Origin of the sequence: Leifsonia sp. 466MF, assembly GCF_900100265.1 — a bacterium.
GTDB lineage: Bacteria > Actinomycetota > Actinomycetes > Actinomycetales > Microbacteriaceae > Leifsonia.
Genome location: NZ_LT629696.1, coordinates 1672804 through 1688178 on the forward strand (window position 1 = coordinate 1672804; position 15375 = coordinate 1688178).

A 15375-nucleotide genomic window follows, 5' to 3' on the forward strand; every position below is an offset into this window, starting at 1 on the left:
CCCTTCCCCGTTTCTCCACTGATTGGACCGCGATGACCCTTGCCCTCCTGACCCCGTTCGCTCTCGACGCACATCCCGCCAAGGCCGCACCCGAGCTGATCGACGACGACGTTCGCCACTTCGCCCGGATCGAGGCGCGCCTGGCAGCCGAGCGCACGGAGGTCGATAGTCGCCTCGCGGTGCTGCTGGCGACACCCGGCGGGAACGGGCAGGAGGCGTACGAGCGGGAGGTGGAGATCGTCCGGCTGAACCGGCGCGCGCGGTTGCTGCGCCGGTTCGGGGCCGACCTCTGCATCGGGCGGGTGGTGGCCGACGCGGGAACGATTTACATCGGTCGCGCCGGCTTGGCGGACGCCCACGGCGACCGGCTGCTGGTCGACTGGCGCACCCCCGCGGCCGAGCCGTTCTTCGGTGCCACGCTCGCGCACCCGATGGGACTGACATCCCGGCGCCGCTATCGATGGACCGACCGCCGCGTGACGGACTACTGGGACGAGGCCTTCACCGAGGCGGCCGCCTCCTCCCCCGCCGCGCTCGACGACCAGTCTGCGTTCATCGCCAGCCTCGGTGCGAGCCGGACTCCGCGGATGCGGGATGTGCTGGGCACCATCCAAGCGGACCAGGATGCGATCATCCGCGCCGACGGCCAGGGCACCCTGGTGGTCGACGGCGGACCGGGCACGGGGAAGACGGTGGTCGCGCTGCACCGCGCCGCCTACCTCCTGTACTCCGACCCGCGGCTGCAGAGCGGGCATGGCGGCGTACTGTTCGTCGGACCGTCCCACGCCTACACCGACTACGTCGCCGACATCCTGCCGGGCCTCGGCGAGGAGGGCGTGCGCACCTGCACCCTCACCGACCTCGTGCCGCAGGGTGGAGAAGCCGTGCCCGAGCCGGACCGCCGTGTCGCGCTGCTCAAGGGCGACGGCCGGATGCCCGGGGTCGTCGAAGCCGCGATCCGGCTCTCTGAGCGCCCGCCGTCGCGTCCGACCGTGCTCGACACCCCCTGGGGCGAGCTCCGCATCGGCCAGAGGGAGTGGGCCGAGGCGCTCGCCGCGGCAGACCCGGCCACACCGCACAACGACGCTCGGGCGGAGATCCGGGAGGCGCTGCTCGACATCCTGGTCGATATCGTCTCCACCCGGAACGGCGAGAGCGACGCAGTGGGTCACGGCCGGTGGAGCGGCGAAGGGTGGGGCGACGCGGGATGGGACGACGGGGACTGGGATGACGCAGCGTCCTCTCGTGACGACGACGCCCCGCGCTGGGGGTTCGATGACGAGGAGGAGTTCGACGCCTATGGGCTGGCCGGCGGAAGGACGGACGCCGACGCGATCCGGCGCACGCTGACCGACGACACCGACCTGCTTGCGGTGTTCGACACGGTGTGGCCGCTCCTCGACCCGGCCGCGATCGTCCGCAGGCTGTGGAGCTCCCCCGCTTTGCTGCTTCGCTGCGCGCCGTGGCTGACCACCGATCAGGCCGCGATGCTCCAGAGATCGCCGTCCGACCCGTGGACGGTGGGCGACCTCCCGTTGCTCGATGCGGCCCTGCAGCGCGCGGGAGACCCCGAGCGGGATCGCCGCCGCCGCGCGGAAGCAGCGCGTGCCGCCGCGGACCGGGCCGTGATGGATGACGTCATCCACGACCTCATCGCGACCGACGACTCCGACCTCAAGACGATGTCGATGCTGCGAGGCCAAGACCTCCGTGCTGCGCTTGACACGTACACCGGCCAGCCCGCCTCCTCCACCGAGCTGCTCGCCGGGCCGTTCGCCCACATCATCGTGGACGAGGCGCAGGAGCTGACGCCGGCCGAGTGGACGATGGTCACCCGCCGCGTTCCGTCGCACAGCCTGACGGTCGTCGGCGATCGCGCGCAGGCCCGGCACGGTTTCCCGGAGAGTTGGATCGAGCGGCTCGCCGACGTCGGGCTGCCGGGCGCGACGGTGGCGACACTGTCCGTCAACTACCGGACGCCGGTAGCCGTCATGGAGCAGGCCGCGCCCGTGATCCGCGCCGTCCTGCCCGACGCCAACGTGCCGACGTCGATCCGGGACAACGGCATCCCGGTGCGGCATGCGCAGGCGTCCGACCGCGACCGCATCCTCCGCGACTGGCTCGACGCCCATGCCGAGGGCACCGCCTGCGTCATCGGCGACGACGCCTTCGCGGGGATGCCGCGCGTCCGCTCGCTCAGCGCCGTCGAGGCCAAGGGACTCGAGTTCGACCTCGTGCTCCTCGCGGCGCCCGGCACACGTCAGGACGGTGCCGCGCTCGATCGCGCGTGCGACATCGAGTCGGCGGTCGATCGCTACGTGGCCATGACCCGGACGACCGGCGAACTCGTCATCCTCGATGAGTCGGACTACTGACTTCCCGCCCCGCTCCCCCGCTGCGATACTTCGGACGACCATCCGCCCGGCCGCTGCGCCGGCACGGATCAGGAAGGCGGCCGCATGAACGGTGATCAGCTCTCGTTGCTCGGCGGCATCCTGATCCTCGCCGACCTCGCCATCCGTATCGCGGCCCTCATCATCGTGCCGCGCGACCGCAAGCCGACCGCTGCCATGGCGTGGCTTCTGGCGATCTTCCTCATCCCGTTCATCGGCATCCTGCTGTTCCTGCTCATCGGCAATCCGCGTCTGCCGAAGAAGCGACGGGAGAAGCAGGATGAGCTGAACCGCATCATCACGGACCGAGCCCAGGGCATCGAACTCGTCGACGGGCGCGGGTCCTGGCCGGACTGGTTCGCCTCGCTCGTGCGGCAGAACCACGAGCTCGGCGCCCTCCCCGCGGTGGGCGGCAACGCGGCCACGCTGATCGGGGACTACCGCGCGTCGATCGACGCGATGACAGCGGACATCGAGACCGCAACCCGTTTCGTCCACGTCGAGTTCTTCATCGTGTCGTGGGATGCGACCACGAAGCCGTTCTTCGCGGCGATGGAGCGCGCGGTGCAGCGCGGAGTGACCGTGCGTCTCCTCGCCGACTACGTCGCCTCCCGTCGGGCGGTCGACAGCGACAAGACGTTCGCGGAACTCGACCGGATCGGCGTGAAGTGGAGCTGGATGCTCCCGGTCCGCCCGTTCTCCGGCGAGTACCAGCGGCCGGATCTGCGCAACCATCGCAAGCTCGTCGTCGTCGACGGCCTCGTCGCCCACATGGGGTCGCAGAACCTCATCGACCGCAGCTACAACACGCCAAAGAACCTGAAGCGCGGCCTGCAATGGCAGGAGCTGATGACACGGATCACCGGCCCGGTCGTCGCCGAGACGAACGCCGTCTTCCTCTCCGACTGGTACCTCGAGACCGGCGAACTGCTGGGCGCCGACGCACAGGTGAGGGCCGTGGATGTGCCCGCCGACCCTTCCCCTGACGCCCTCGTCTGCCAGGTGGTCCCGAGCGGCCCCGGATACGGCGAGGAGAACAACCTCCGCCAATTCCTGACGCTGGTCACGTCGGCGCAGCGGAAGGTCATCATCACGAGCCCGTACTTCGTGCCGGACGAGGCGATGATGTACGCCATCACAACGGCCTGTCAGCGGGGTCTGGAGGTGCAGCTCTTCGTCTCCGAGGTCGGCGACCAGGGCGCTGTCTGGCATGCACAGCGGTCGTACTACGACCCGCTGCTGCGCGCGGGCGTGCAGATCTGGCTGTACCCGGCGCCCTACATCCTGCACTCGAAACACCTCTCGATCGACGACGACGTCGCCGTGATCGGGTCGAGCAACATGGACATCCGTTCGTTCGCGCTGAACTCCGAGGTGACGCTGCTCGTGCACGGCCGCTCGTTCGTCGAGCAGATGCGCGCGGTCGAGCAGGGCTATCGCGACGCGGGCAGGCAGCTGACGCTCGAGGAGTGGAAGCGGGAGCCGAAGTCGGCCACCTTCCTCGACGGGGTCGCCCGGCTCACCTCCGCGCTGCAGTAGGCGCACTAGCTGCTAGTCCAGCCGACTCCCCTCAGCGCACGCACGGGCGGGCTCCACATCAGATGTCCCTCCCCAGTGCCTGGGCCAGCCGCTGTGCCAGTGCCCGCACCTCGTCGTCGTGCCACGTCAGCGAGCGCGTGCCGTCGTCCGAGACCGGCACGATCGGGAGGTCCGTGGTGCCGGCGCCGGTGTGCACCCGCAGCACGATGGCCAGGGCCACCTGCGGGAACGGCGGCGACGAACGGGTCTCGCCGACGGACACGGCGTTGACGGCCGACGCAGGCAAGTCCCAGAGCACCTCTCCCCCGCGCCCGACGAAACCGACGTGTTCCGCATCCACCACCACGGCGTATTCGCGGGGCAGGCGAACCCCGCCCAGTGACCTGATCGCCCGCGTGGTGGTGGGGAATCGCACAGCGCGCACCGCCGAGCCGGCCGGGCGGCGGGCCAGCGGATCGGACGCCATCGGATCGGACACCCTCGGATCATAGAGGATGCGCCCGCCTGCGTTCCCGCTATGAGCCGCTTGCGGCGCTCTCAGACTGCGGCCGGGGTCTTGCAGCCGCGTCATCGACTCGCGCCGTAGCGTCGCATCCGAGAGGAGGCGGCCGATGATCGCCCTGTCGCACGATCCGTCCGGTGGACGACTGCTGGCGTCACTCCGCGCACTGCGCGAGCCTCCCGCCCTCCGCACGCCGGTCGTCGCGCGCGAGCTGCGCACCCCGCGCCTCCTGCTCCGCCCGTATCGGCTGACGGACGAGGCCGACTGGATGCGCATCGAAGGGGACGAGAGGATCCGGTGCGGGCTCGGCTGGCCGATCCGCACCGAGAGGGAGGCGCTCCGGCACCTCCGGGATCGCACGCGCCACAGGGTGCACTCCGTTCCCGGCGACCTCCTCGTGCTCGCCGTCGAACGGGACGGCCACGTGATCGGCGACGTCTCCCTGCACCTGCGCACGACCGCGGCGGAGACCCGGACGGCAGAGATCGGCTGGCTGCAGCTGACCAGCGCCTGCGGGCACGGGTATGCGACGGAGGCGGCGAGGGCGATGCTGGAGTTCGCCTTCCGCGACCTGGAGGCGGCGATCGTGACGGCCGTGATCGACAGCGCGAATGCGACGTCCGCAGCGCTCGCCACGCGACTCGGGTTCCTCGCCGCGCAGGACACCGGGCGGCGGAGGACGTTCGTGCTCACGGCGGTCAGCGCCGGGTTGACCCTGGTGCAGAACGCTCAGCGCTGCGAAGAACGGTAGGGCGGATCAGGCGCTCAGTACCCCTCCCGGGAGCTCAGACCGCCTCCGGGTTCCACTGGTCGCGCAGGTCGCTCCGGCTGCCGAGGCCCAGCTTTCGCAGTGCCCGGTACACGTGGTTCTCGACCGTCCGCACGCTCAGGTAGAGGCGCGTGGAGATCTCCCGGTTCGTCAGTCCCGATCGCGCGAGCAGGGCGACTTCGCGCTCCCGGTCGCTCAGCCCGCCCTCGCCGTCGCGGCGTCCACTCGGGTTGGCGGACAGCGACGCGGCGACCCGTTCCCCCACCAGCATGCTCCGGTCCGAGGGGCTCAGCGGCGCCTTGCCGACCGCATCCCGCCGCCGGTCGATGAGGTGCAGCGCGGTGGCGGTCAGCCGGAGGTCGTTCCCAGGCTGCGCGGTCCGCAGCGCGGCGGCGACCGCGTCCGGGTCGCCCGCGGCGAGGGCGGTGTGGAGGCGCGCCCTGCTGTCGAAGAGCGCGGCCTCGCTGGAGCTCGCGACGTGGGCGAACCGCTGTGCGCGCTGGTCGCTGAGCGGCGCACTGATCGCGTTGAACCGGCGGAGTGCGGCGGCCACGTAGCCCTTCTCGAGGTCGGCCTCCCCCGCCCGCCACAGCAGTTCATCCGCCTCGTCGGGGTCGCCCTCCGCCGACGCGAGGTGCGCCCGGCCCCACTCGGCCTGGGCGCCGAACAGCGGGCGGTGGCCGTCGTCGAGCGCATCCAGCTCCCGCTGGAGCACCTCCGCCAACTCGGTGTTGCCGCTCTGCGCCTGCACGACCGCGCCCAGCGCGACCAGCCGCGGGTACGTCCGGTTGTCCGGCCCCGGCGTCCCCTGGCGGAGCACCAAAGAGATGGTCCGCCACGTGGCCGCGAGGTCGCCTTTCAGGTACAGCGCTTCGGCGAGGCCGACCGAGTGGATGCGGATGCCCACCGCATCCAATTCGGCGTACGCCTGCTCCAGCCGCTGCCGCGACAGCTGCTCGGCCTCGTCGACGCGGTTCAGCATGAGCAGCGCGTCCGCCCGCTGGGCGTCGAGGTAGCGGTTCGCGTGCCGGAGGTGGCGCGAATCGGGCAGGCCGTCGAGGAGTTCGAGCACGCGGGCGGGGCGCCCGAGCTCGAGAAGCAGCCAGCAGTGCAGGTTCGCCGCCCAAGCCCTGGCGAATCCACTCGGCTGGTCGGCCAGGCAGGCGTCGAGCAGGTCGGCGGAGAGCGTCGCGCCCTCCGCCGGCGCGCGCACGACCGACCAATACGTGCACAGCAGGATGTGGTGTGCGCCCACCAGCGCCTCGCACCGCGCGAGGAAAACGGCGATATCGCGGTCCGTCGCACCCGACCAGATCAGCCACTGGAGCTGGAGCAGGCAGAACTCGGCGCGTGCCGCCTCCGCGTCGTCGTCGCGCAGCACCGTGTCCGCGAACACCTCCGCGAAGGCGTCCGTGTCCGGCCGGCTGAGCAGGGTGTGCAGGTAGACGATCGCGTTCCCGATGCCGGGGTCGGCCATCCACCGCGTCCGTGCCTCCGCCTGCTCGCCTGCGACCCGCTGCTCGACGTGCGAGGCGAGGTCGGTCGCCCAGCGCCAGTAGTCGTCGACCTGTGCCCGGTCGTTCACGTACAGGCGGTCGGTCGCGCTGTCGGGAGCCGGCAACGGCGGTGTGGATGCGGCGCCCAGCACCGAACGCAGCCGGTCGGTGAGCTCGGCGCGGCGGAAGTCGGATGTCCGTGCCCGGAGCGCGCGGCCGAGGGCTGGGGGCGAAACGCTCACCAGCTGTCCGTCCGTTCCGCGGTGGAGGGCGATCCGTCCGCGTTCGGCGAGACGGTGGAGCGGCGCGGTGCCGACCATTCGCTCGGCGTCGTCCGACGCGATCGATCCGGCCCAGGCGAGCGCTTCGAGCGCATCCACCTCGTCGGATCCGAGCCGGGAGGTCAACGCGTTGGCGACCGCGTCGAGCGGGATGCCGTCCAGCGGACCGGTCTGGGTCCATACGCCGTCGACCAGGTCGATCGCGCCCGCCCAGCGCCCACCGTCGACGAGCGCGGTCGCGACGCGCGGGTTGCCTCCCGAGTGGGTCGTGATCGCGGTGATCAGCGCAGAGTCCGGCGTGCCGGACAGGCGCCAGGTGAGCAGCGACGAGATCCCCCAGTATCCGAGCGGGGCGATGCGGACCTGCGCGGGAGACCGCTGGCCGATCAGGTGGCGCACGGGTCGAGTGGCGTCGTCGTCTGCGCTCCCTCGACCGCCCCGGTCGAGCGGCAGGTCGAGCCCGGCGGTGCCGACCAGGCGGCTGCTCGTGGTCTCCAGCAGGCGCTCGACGACGAGCACCGACTCCTGGTCGAGGAGGTCGACGCCGTCGATGAGGATGACGTTGCTGCGGCCCCGCAGTTCGGGCGTCAGGATGCGCACGATTTCCGCGGGCACCCAGCGATGCTTCGGCTGGTCGAGCGCGACGAGGTCGTGGAACAGGAACGGCGCGAGAGCGGTGTCGCGGCTCGAACGCGAACCCGACAGCATGAGGACGTTGGTCCCACGGTCGAGGAAGAGCTCGCGCAGCTGCTGCGCGAGGTGCGTCTTGCCCGCTCCGTCGTCGCCGAGGATGAGCACGTCCTGACCGTGCGAGACCCAATCCCGCGTCGCGATGATCGCGGGGTTGCTCGAGGCGCTCTGCCCCGCGCCCACCACGTCGGCCCACTCACGTTCCTGCTGCGTCGCCACCCGCATCTGTCGCTCCCCTGATCTCCCCGGACGGCGGAGCTGGGATCAGTCCGCCTACTCAGGAGGACGAGGTCAAAATGCTGGCATTACGGCGACTCAGCGAACGCTCAGAGTTTGTTCAGCCTGACGGGCGAGCAGCGAGTGGATGGCCGTGGCGATCCGTTCCGATGCTGATCCGTCGCCGTACGGGCTCGGCGTGCGGGCCAGTTCGGCGTGCTTCGCGGCCAGGCCGTCCAGCCATTCGTTGACGATAAGGGAGATCTCCGGTCCGGGGTTGGTCCGCTCGGCGAACGTGCCGATGACCTCGGGGCGCTCGGTGGAGGCCCGCACGACGAGGAGCGGCCGCTTCAGTACACTGCACTCCTCCTGGACACCGCCGGAGTCGGACACCAGCACCGCCGCGTTGCCCGCGAGCGCCAGGAACTCCGCGGGCGGAACCGGGTCGATCACCGTCAGCGGTGCGAGCAGGTGCGACAGCCCCGCCTTCTCGATCCGGGAGCGGGTTCGGGGATGCAGCGGCGCGACGACCTCGGCGTCGATCTTCGCGAGTTCCTCCAGGACTGTGGTGAGCACGTCCAGCGGGTCGGTGTTCTCGGGCCGGTGGAAGGTGGCGAGCACATAGCGGTTCGGCGTCAGCCCGTGGGCGTCGAGCACAGCGGCGGCGGCGCGGTCATCGAGGCGCTGCGCGTCCACCGCCTCGACCACGGTGTTGCCGGTGAGGAGCACGCGGCCGGCCGCGACGTTCTCGGCGCGGAGGTTGGCCACGTTGGTGGAGGTGGGAGCGCAGAGCAGGTCGGAGAGGTGGTCGACCATCACGCGGTTGTGCTCCTCGGGCATGGCGCGGTCGAAGCTGCGGAGGCCGGCCTCCACGTGGATGAGCGGGATGTCGTGCGCGTTCGCCGCGAGGGCACCGGCGAGGGTCGCATTGGTGTCGCCCTGGACGACGACCGCGCGCGGCGGCCGCTCGGCGAAGTGCACATCCAGCTGGTGGAGGGCCGACGCGACCTGGACGGCACGGGTGGCGCCCCCGACATCCAACACGGCCTCGGGCTCGGGCAGGCCGAGCGAGGTCCAGACGTCGCCGGAGAGCGCCGGGTCGTAGTGCTGTCCGGTGTGGAAGACGCGGGCCTGCTCCCCCAGCTCGGCGATGATGCCGGCCAGCTTCACCATCTCCGGTCGCGTGCCGAGCACGACCGCGATTCCGGTCCGGGCGGGTGTTCTCATGGGAGGGTTCCTTTCAACAGGGGCGAGTTCAGCGTTGTCTGCGCTCCGGGCGCTGAGCGCGGGATCGGCGGGCATTGGGTAGTGGATGCGCGGCCCAGGCGGCGCGGCTGAGTAGTCGGCCGGGGTGGTGAGTGGGGCGATGGGTGAGTGGGGCGGCGGCGAGTGGTGGATGCGGTGAGCGGTCGTGAGTGGTGGTGGCCGCCGGTTGATGCCGGTCAGCGGCGGTCGGCGTACGCCACCGCCGAGCCGAGCCACGGCGCGATGTCCCGCAGGCCCGCCTCGCTGAAGTGGACGCCGTCCACATACAGCGGGTCGCCGTCGGACGTGGAGGTGGTGCAGCGTCCGTTCGGGCAGACCTTGCCCTTGAGGTCGAGCAGGGTGACCTCGGGGGTGGCGGCGACGAACTCGGCGATCAGGGCGTCGTGTGCGGCAGCCGCGTCCGGCTCGGTGACGGGCGAGTCGGGCCGGGAGTTGGTGAGCAGCACGGGAACGCCCGCTGCGGCGATGATCGTGCGCAGGGTCTCGAGCTGGTCGCGGTAGTGGGAGCGCGCCGCCGGGTGGGCCAGGTCGGTCCACTTTCCGTCGAGCTTCTGGCCGACCGCATCCCAGCCGAGGGTGATCAGCACGACATCAGGATGGGCCTCCGCGAGCGCGTCGCGGTAGCGCTGCTCCCAGGGCAGGCAGTCGCGCGGAACCGCGAGCTCCGGCTCCTCCGGGGTGCGGGTCTGCTCGGGCGAGAAGATCCCGCATCCGCCGACACTCCGGTCGACGATCGAGGTGCGGACGCCCGCCTCCTCCAGCGCGAGCGCGGAGGCGAAGTCGGCGCCGAGCGAGTCGCCGAGGGTGAGCACGCGCACTCCCCCGCCCGCTGTCGTCTGTGCGGGCGGCGTCCCCGCGACCGCGATCAGGGTGGCGCACAGCGTCACCGCCGTCGCGGCGAGCAGGCTGCCGGGCTTGCGCCACCGAGAGCGGCGCAGCGGCTCGGCGACCGCGAAGTGGAGCGCCAGTCCGCACAGCACGCTGAGCGGCAGCACGCTGGTGAGCAGCCCGAGCGGCGGGGTGCCCGGGCTCAGCGTGCTGACCAGCCAGATCAGCGGCAGGTGGACGAGGAAGATCGAGTAGGACGCACGCCCGAGCGTGACGAGGACGGTCCAGCTGAGGAACGCGGTAAGGACGCTCGGGCCGGTCAGGCTCCACACCAGCACCCCGGCGAGCACCGCGACGGCCGCGAGGCCGCCGTAGTACAGCCACGACGCGTGGTAGGTCTCGGCCGCGATGCTCAGCTGGACGATAAGGAAGGCCGCGACGACACCGACGATCGAGCGCACCAGGACGCGGCGCCCGCGCTCGGTCCGGGCGAACGGCCGCCGCTCGCGGACCGCGATGATCAGGCCAGTGGTCACCCCGGCGGCCAGGCTGAGGGCGTGCGTGTCCGTGCCGAGGTACGCGCGATCCGCACCGGAGGTGGAGAAGACGTACGCGGTCCAGATCGACAGCTGCAGGAACAGCCCCGTGCTCACCCAGGCCGCGATGGCGACCCGCGTGGGCCGGGTGGCGACCGTCAGCGGACGGCCGCGCCGGTGGACGAACAGGATGAGCAGCAGGATCGGCGGCCAGATCAGGTAGAACTGCTCTGTGACCGAGAGCGACCACATGTGGCTGAGCGGCCCGGCCTCGACCGCTTCCCAGTAGGCGTCGCCGTTGAGGATCTGCTCCCAGTTGGCGATGTTCGCCAGGGACGCGAGCGCGTGCGGGAGGAAGTCGGCACGCTCGGCGGGTGAGCCGAGCATCCACACCAGGACGGCCGTGATGGCGAGCGTGACGACGAGCCCCGGCAGCAGCCGCTTCACCCGCCGGGCGTAGAAGCGGCCGACGCGCACCTCGCCGCGGAAGTACTCCCGCGTCAGCATCAGGGTGACGAAGACGCCCGAGAGGACGAAGAACACGTCGACGCCGAACAGCCCGTTCGTGTAGAAGCCGGTGTGGTAGACGACGATCGACAGGACAGCGACCGCGCGCAGCCCGTCGATCGCCGCGTAGTGGCGGAATCCGGATCGCCCCGCGTCGCCCCCTCGGGGAGCGAGGAGGGCGGACGCGAGGGTGCTGCGGCCCCTCACCGGCTCAGGACGCGGTCGGCGGAGGCCTCGGCGCCCTTCGGGTCGCGGGTCGGCGCGGCGGTGCCGGCCGCGGTCTTCCCTTCTGCCTTCTCCGCGGCTTCGCGACGACGCTTGCGCGCTCGCGCGACGGTCAGGCTGATGCCGCTGACGATGACGAGGAGCACGCTGGCGGCCCCGAGGATCATCCAGTTCTCGAACAGCGGCTTCTCCTGGTGGGCGACCTCGAACGTGGCGACGTCCCTGGTGATCTCGCCCCACGCGTTCTGGGTCGCGGTGACGGAGGTGGAGCCGTCGCCCATGTCGACGACCGAGGTGCACGACCAGCCGGAGGCGGTGACCTTGGCCGCGCACAGTACGGTCCCCTGCGGGTCTCCCACGACGACGGATGCGCCCGGCGCGCCCGTTCCGCGGAACTCGGGATTCTTCGAGTCTGCGCGGGTGAAGTCGACGGGGGCGGTGATCGCGACGACCGCGTGCTCGCTCTTCGGGGCGGCTTCCTCGGCGGAGGCGAGGCCGGCGCCGGAGGTTGCGAGGACGACCCCGATCCCGGCGGCGGCGAGTCCGATGCGGATGCTCTTCATTGTTCGTTGATTCCTTAGTGTGACGCGGGCGCGGAGGCGGCCGCGGAGGTGGTGGACGGGGATGCGGTCGCTCCCCCGGGTTCGGCCGACCGGGCGGTCTTGTCCCACCCGGTGCGGCCTTGGATCATCCGCAGCAGCGCTCCCCAGGCGCAGGCGAACGAGAGGTAGTTCATGACGAGGAAGGCGTGACCCATGAGGATCGCCCAGCCGAGTCCGACCCGCCGGTCTCGTCGCAGGTACACGACGGTGGTGAGGATCGACGGCGCGAACGTGAGCACGTACCAGGCGACCAGGCCGACGACGAGCGACAGCGGGCCGTCGACGTACGAGAACACGGAGTCGGCACGGACGATGAACGTGAACAGCAGCCAGTGCCATAGGATCGACCAGGGCAGGTCGAACAGCCACGGCACGGAGAGGTAGGCGGACATCTCGAACATGCGCGCGTTCGAGAGGTCGGGGTTCTTCCAGATGTCGACGATGCGCTCGCCCGCCGTCATGTGGCCCTGGTACCAGCGGCGGCGCTGGACGATGAGCCGGCGGAGGGATTCGACCCCCTGCTGGTCGACGGAGGCCGCAGGGGTCGTCTCCAGCGTCCACCCGTTGATGAGCAGCGAGATGGCCAGGTCGAGGTCTTCGGTGAGGGAGGCCGACCACGGCATCCCGTCAAGTCCTTCCAGCGCCGACATCCGTGTGAACTGGCCGTTGCCGCCGAGGCTGACCGTGCCGGTCTTCCGGCGGCCGAACTGCGTGATGGCCGACATCGACCAGAACTGGAAGTCCTGGAAGCGGGTGAGGAAGTTCGTGTTGCGGTTGCGGATGCGCACGGCGAGCTGCAGGCCGCCGACCTTCGGATCCTCGAAGATCGGGAGGACGTGCGACAGTGCGCCGTCGGAGAGGCGGCCGTCGGCATCCATGACGCAGATGAGCACGCGGGCCGGATCCTGGCCCCGCTCTTCGACGAGCCGACGGACGAGCAGGTAGGCGTCGTTGAGCGCCTCCCCCTTGCCGGTGCGTGCGTTCGGGAGCTGCCGGCTGAGCACGATCGTGTTCGGTCCGCCCTGCTCGCGGGTGACCTCGGCCGTGCGGTCGTCGGAGGCGTCGTCGATGACGATGGTCGTGCTGCGACGGCCCGGCGCAAGGGCCGCGACGGTTGCGCCGATGACGGCCTCCTCGTTCAGGCACGGCACCAGGAAGTAGACGTCGAACGTCTCCGGCTCGTCGAGGAACGGCTGCTCGTAACGGGCGTCGCCCTGCACGCCGAGCTTGGTCTTGTTCTTGCGGAGCTCGTGCATCCCGGCGCCCATCGCGGCGAGGAAGTACACCAGCGAGAGCGAGATGACCACGCCGGCGATGGTGTTCAGGATGGGGAAGAGCAGGTCCATCAGCGCACCGTCTTTCTGGTCGCGCGGAGGCGGCGGCGCGGGCGACGTCGCGGGACGATTCCGAGGAAGACGCCCAGGCTGACGACGAGCCCGGCGGTCATCAGGAAGCTGCCGCCGAGGCTGTGCGCCCACTCGAAGCCGTCACGTCCGTACTCGGAGAGCACCCACGCGAGGCCGACGATCCGCACCTGGTTGAGCAGGATCATCAGACCCGCACCGAGGGCGGTGGCGACGACGACACGGACGGTCCGCAGGCGCGGGAGCATCATGAGCAGTCCGCCGAAGATGACGATGCTGCCGGCGTAGAGGGCGATCGAGCACTCGATGGTGATGCGCAGCGCGAGGAACGTGTCGTGGACGCCGAAGACGACGGCCGGGGTTCCGGCGCTGAGCGACGGGAGGGCGTTGGTCGCGAAGAGCGTGTCGACCAGCCAGGCGCCGACCTGCGCCTCGAGGAGGCGCGCGGAGTACTCCACGACCAGGAAGAGGATGCCGAGCGCGACGACGGCGAGGCCGAGGAGGATGCGGGCCGCGGTCAGCAGCCGTCGGGCGGCGCGCCGGGAGGGCGCGGGGGTAGCGGGAGCGATGGTGGACATCGTCGGGTTCCTTCGTGGGCTCGGGAAAAGCAGCCCACGGCGGTGGGCGGGTGAACGGGTGCAGGGCGCGGAGAGGCTGGCGGAGCCCCGGGGTCACGCTAGGGACGCGACCCCGGAGGTTCTGCTGCTCGGCCGGTCAGGCCGAGGCGGCCGTCGCCGCGCGGGTGGCGCGACGCCGACGGATGTAGTTGGCGCGCACGAGCGCCAGCCCGACCAGGACGAACGCGGCCGCTATGAACGTGTAGGCGAAGGCGTCGAATCCGGTCGTGGCGAGGGCTGTGGCGCCGGCGATCCCGCCGACGATCGGGGTTGCGGTTCCGTACATGACGTCACCTGTCCAATCTGGTCGGAGGGGTCATGCCTGCTCGGCGTTGCGGCGGCGGAGGAGCACGATGCCGGAGGCGCCGAGGGCCGCGACGGTCGCGGCGCCTCCGATCGCGGTGGAGAGCACAGGGGTGTCGACCTGGGTGTCGGTCCATGTGAATGTCGCCGATACCGTGGGAGCACCCGTGATGGTTTCGGCCACTCGAGTCGCCTCCGGGGTAAGCCTCACGATCTCGTACGTCACGGCGCCTTGTAAGGCGGCCGGCGTGGTCTGCGAAATGGGGATTGTCAGGATGCTGATGCTGGATGCGTTCAAGGTGAGCGCGGGATTCGCCGCACGCATGGACAAGCGCCAGGTAGTCGCCGGACTTCCAGACAGCGGACTCAGGTCGTAACGGACGTCATCAACGTACGTTGTTCCCGGGGTCATGGTCGTCCCCGCCGGGACGGTGATGTTGACGAAGATGGTGGAAACGGGCTCGCTGAAGTTCCAAACCGGCCCGGTCATAGCCATGTCCAGGGTCTCACCCGCGGTTCCAGTCGCACTGGTGAGGGTACCCCCGGCGAGCGTTACCACCGGTGTCGCGTACGCGGGTGTAGCGGCGAGGACGCCGCCACCTCCGAGCCCCGCGACGAGCACGCCGGCTAGGACGGCGTTGCGAATTCTGCTCATTGTGTTCCTTTCGGGTGTCTTGCTCCACAGGGAAGCTCACCCAGGATCACCGGCTCCTTACTACTACTCAGCCGGATTCGGGCGGCAGAGTAGGCCGTTGCGTAGAGAAGCGAGGCTCAATGAGTAGTTCGCGCTCCGCTCAGTCGCTTGCGGGCGTCAGCTTCTGCGCCAGCATCAGCAGGATCCCGCTCGGCCCGCGCAGGTAGGTCAGCTTGTAGATGTCCTCGTAGGTCGCGACGCCCCGCAGCGGGTGGTAACCGTGCCGGGCCGCGATCGCCAGCGACGCATCGATGTCATCGACGGAGAACGCGACGCGGTGCATGCCGATCTCGTTCGGCAGCGTCGGCTGCGTCGGGATCGCGTCCGGGTGCAGGTACTCGAAGAACTCCAGGCGGCCGTGGCCGTCCGGCGTCTGCAGCACCGCGATCTTCGCGTGGTTGCCGTCCAGCCCGACCGCGGTGTCCGCCCACTCTCCGCTGACCGTGTCGCGCCCGAGCACGGTGAGGCCCAGGTCGGTGAAGAACGCGATCGCGGCTTCGATGTCGTCGACGGCGATGCCGACATTGTCCAGGGCGATGGGCATGGG

General features: G+C 70.6%; 13 protein-coding genes. 3 read left to right on the plus strand and 10 right to left on the minus strand.

Annotated features, from left to right (window positions below):
• Positions 1-32 precede the first annotated feature (32 nt).
• Entirely contained in the window at positions 33-2375 is a 2343-nt protein-coding gene (locus tag BLR91_RS07975) for a HelD family protein (protein WP_089875913.1), read from the plus strand.
• A gap of 84 nt (positions 2376-2459) precedes the next feature.
• Entirely contained in the window at positions 2460-3932 is a 1473-nt protein-coding gene (gene cls, locus BLR91_RS07980) for a cardiolipin synthase (protein WP_089875911.1), read from the plus strand.
• 58 nt (positions 3933-3990) lie between these two features.
• Here cls and BLR91_RS07985 read toward each other — a convergent pair whose 3' ends face one another.
• A complete protein-coding gene (locus tag BLR91_RS07985) occupies positions 3991-4410 on the minus strand; it encodes a hypothetical protein (protein ID WP_089875909.1) in 420 nt (139 codons plus the stop codon).
• Positions 4411-4543: 133 nt separating this feature from the next.
• On the opposite strand from BLR91_RS07985, the gene BLR91_RS07990 reads away from it, so the two are divergent.
• Positions 4544-5185, plus strand: coding sequence for a GNAT family N-acetyltransferase (locus tag BLR91_RS07990; RefSeq protein ID WP_089875907.1), 642 nt, complete (start codon positions 4544-4546; stop codon positions 5183-5185).
• A 34-nt stretch (positions 5186-5219) separates the two neighbouring features.
• Here BLR91_RS07990 and BLR91_RS07995 read toward each other — a convergent pair whose 3' ends face one another.
• The 9 genes from BLR91_RS07995 to BLR91_RS08035 form a co-directional block, all read right to left on the minus strand.
• A complete protein-coding gene (locus BLR91_RS07995) occupies positions 5220-7895 on the minus strand; it encodes a LuxR C-terminal-related transcriptional regulator (protein WP_089875905.1) in 2676 nt (891 codons plus the stop codon).
• Between the two features lie 90 nt (positions 7896-7985).
• Positions 7986-9113, minus strand: coding sequence for a non-hydrolyzing UDP-N-acetylglucosamine 2-epimerase (gene wecB / locus BLR91_RS08000; protein WP_089875903.1), 1128 nt, complete (start codon positions 9111-9113; stop codon positions 7986-7988).
• Between the two features lie 215 nt (positions 9114-9328).
• Positions 9329-11230, minus strand: coding sequence for an acyltransferase family protein (locus BLR91_RS08005; protein ID WP_089875900.1), 1902 nt, complete (start codon positions 11228-11230; stop codon positions 9329-9331).
• The gene (locus BLR91_RS08010) at positions 11227-11811 is read right to left on the minus strand and encodes a hypothetical protein (protein WP_089875897.1); all 585 of its coding nucleotides are present in this window, start codon (positions 11809-11811) and stop codon (positions 11227-11229) included. The genes BLR91_RS08005 and BLR91_RS08010 overlap by 4 nt, the downstream gene beginning before the upstream one ends.
• Positions 11812-11825: 14 nt before the next feature.
• Positions 11826-13196: a glycosyltransferase gene (locus tag BLR91_RS08015; protein ID WP_089875895.1), complete on the minus strand. Its 1371-nt coding sequence runs from the start codon at positions 13194-13196 to the stop codon at positions 11826-11828.
• Positions 13196-13792: an exosortase R gene (xrtR, locus tag BLR91_RS08020; RefSeq protein ID WP_089875893.1), complete on the minus strand. Its 597-nt coding sequence runs from the start codon at positions 13790-13792 to the stop codon at positions 13196-13198. The genes BLR91_RS08015 and xrtR overlap by 1 nt, the downstream gene beginning before the upstream one ends.
• Positions 13793-13928: 136 nt before the next feature.
• A complete protein-coding gene (locus BLR91_RS08025) occupies positions 13929-14117 on the minus strand; it encodes a hypothetical protein (protein WP_089875891.1) in 189 nt (62 codons plus the stop codon).
• 30 nt (positions 14118-14147) lie between these two features.
• Positions 14148-14789 (minus strand): hypothetical protein, encoded by a 642-nt coding sequence (locus tag BLR91_RS08030; protein ID WP_089875889.1) that lies wholly within the window; start codon positions 14787-14789, stop codon positions 14148-14150.
• A 139-nt stretch (positions 14790-14928) separates the two neighbouring features.
• Positions 14929-15372 (minus strand): VOC family protein, encoded by a 444-nt coding sequence (locus BLR91_RS08035; RefSeq protein WP_089875887.1) that lies wholly within the window; start codon positions 15370-15372, stop codon positions 14929-14931.
• Positions 15373-15375: the final 3 nt, after the last annotated feature.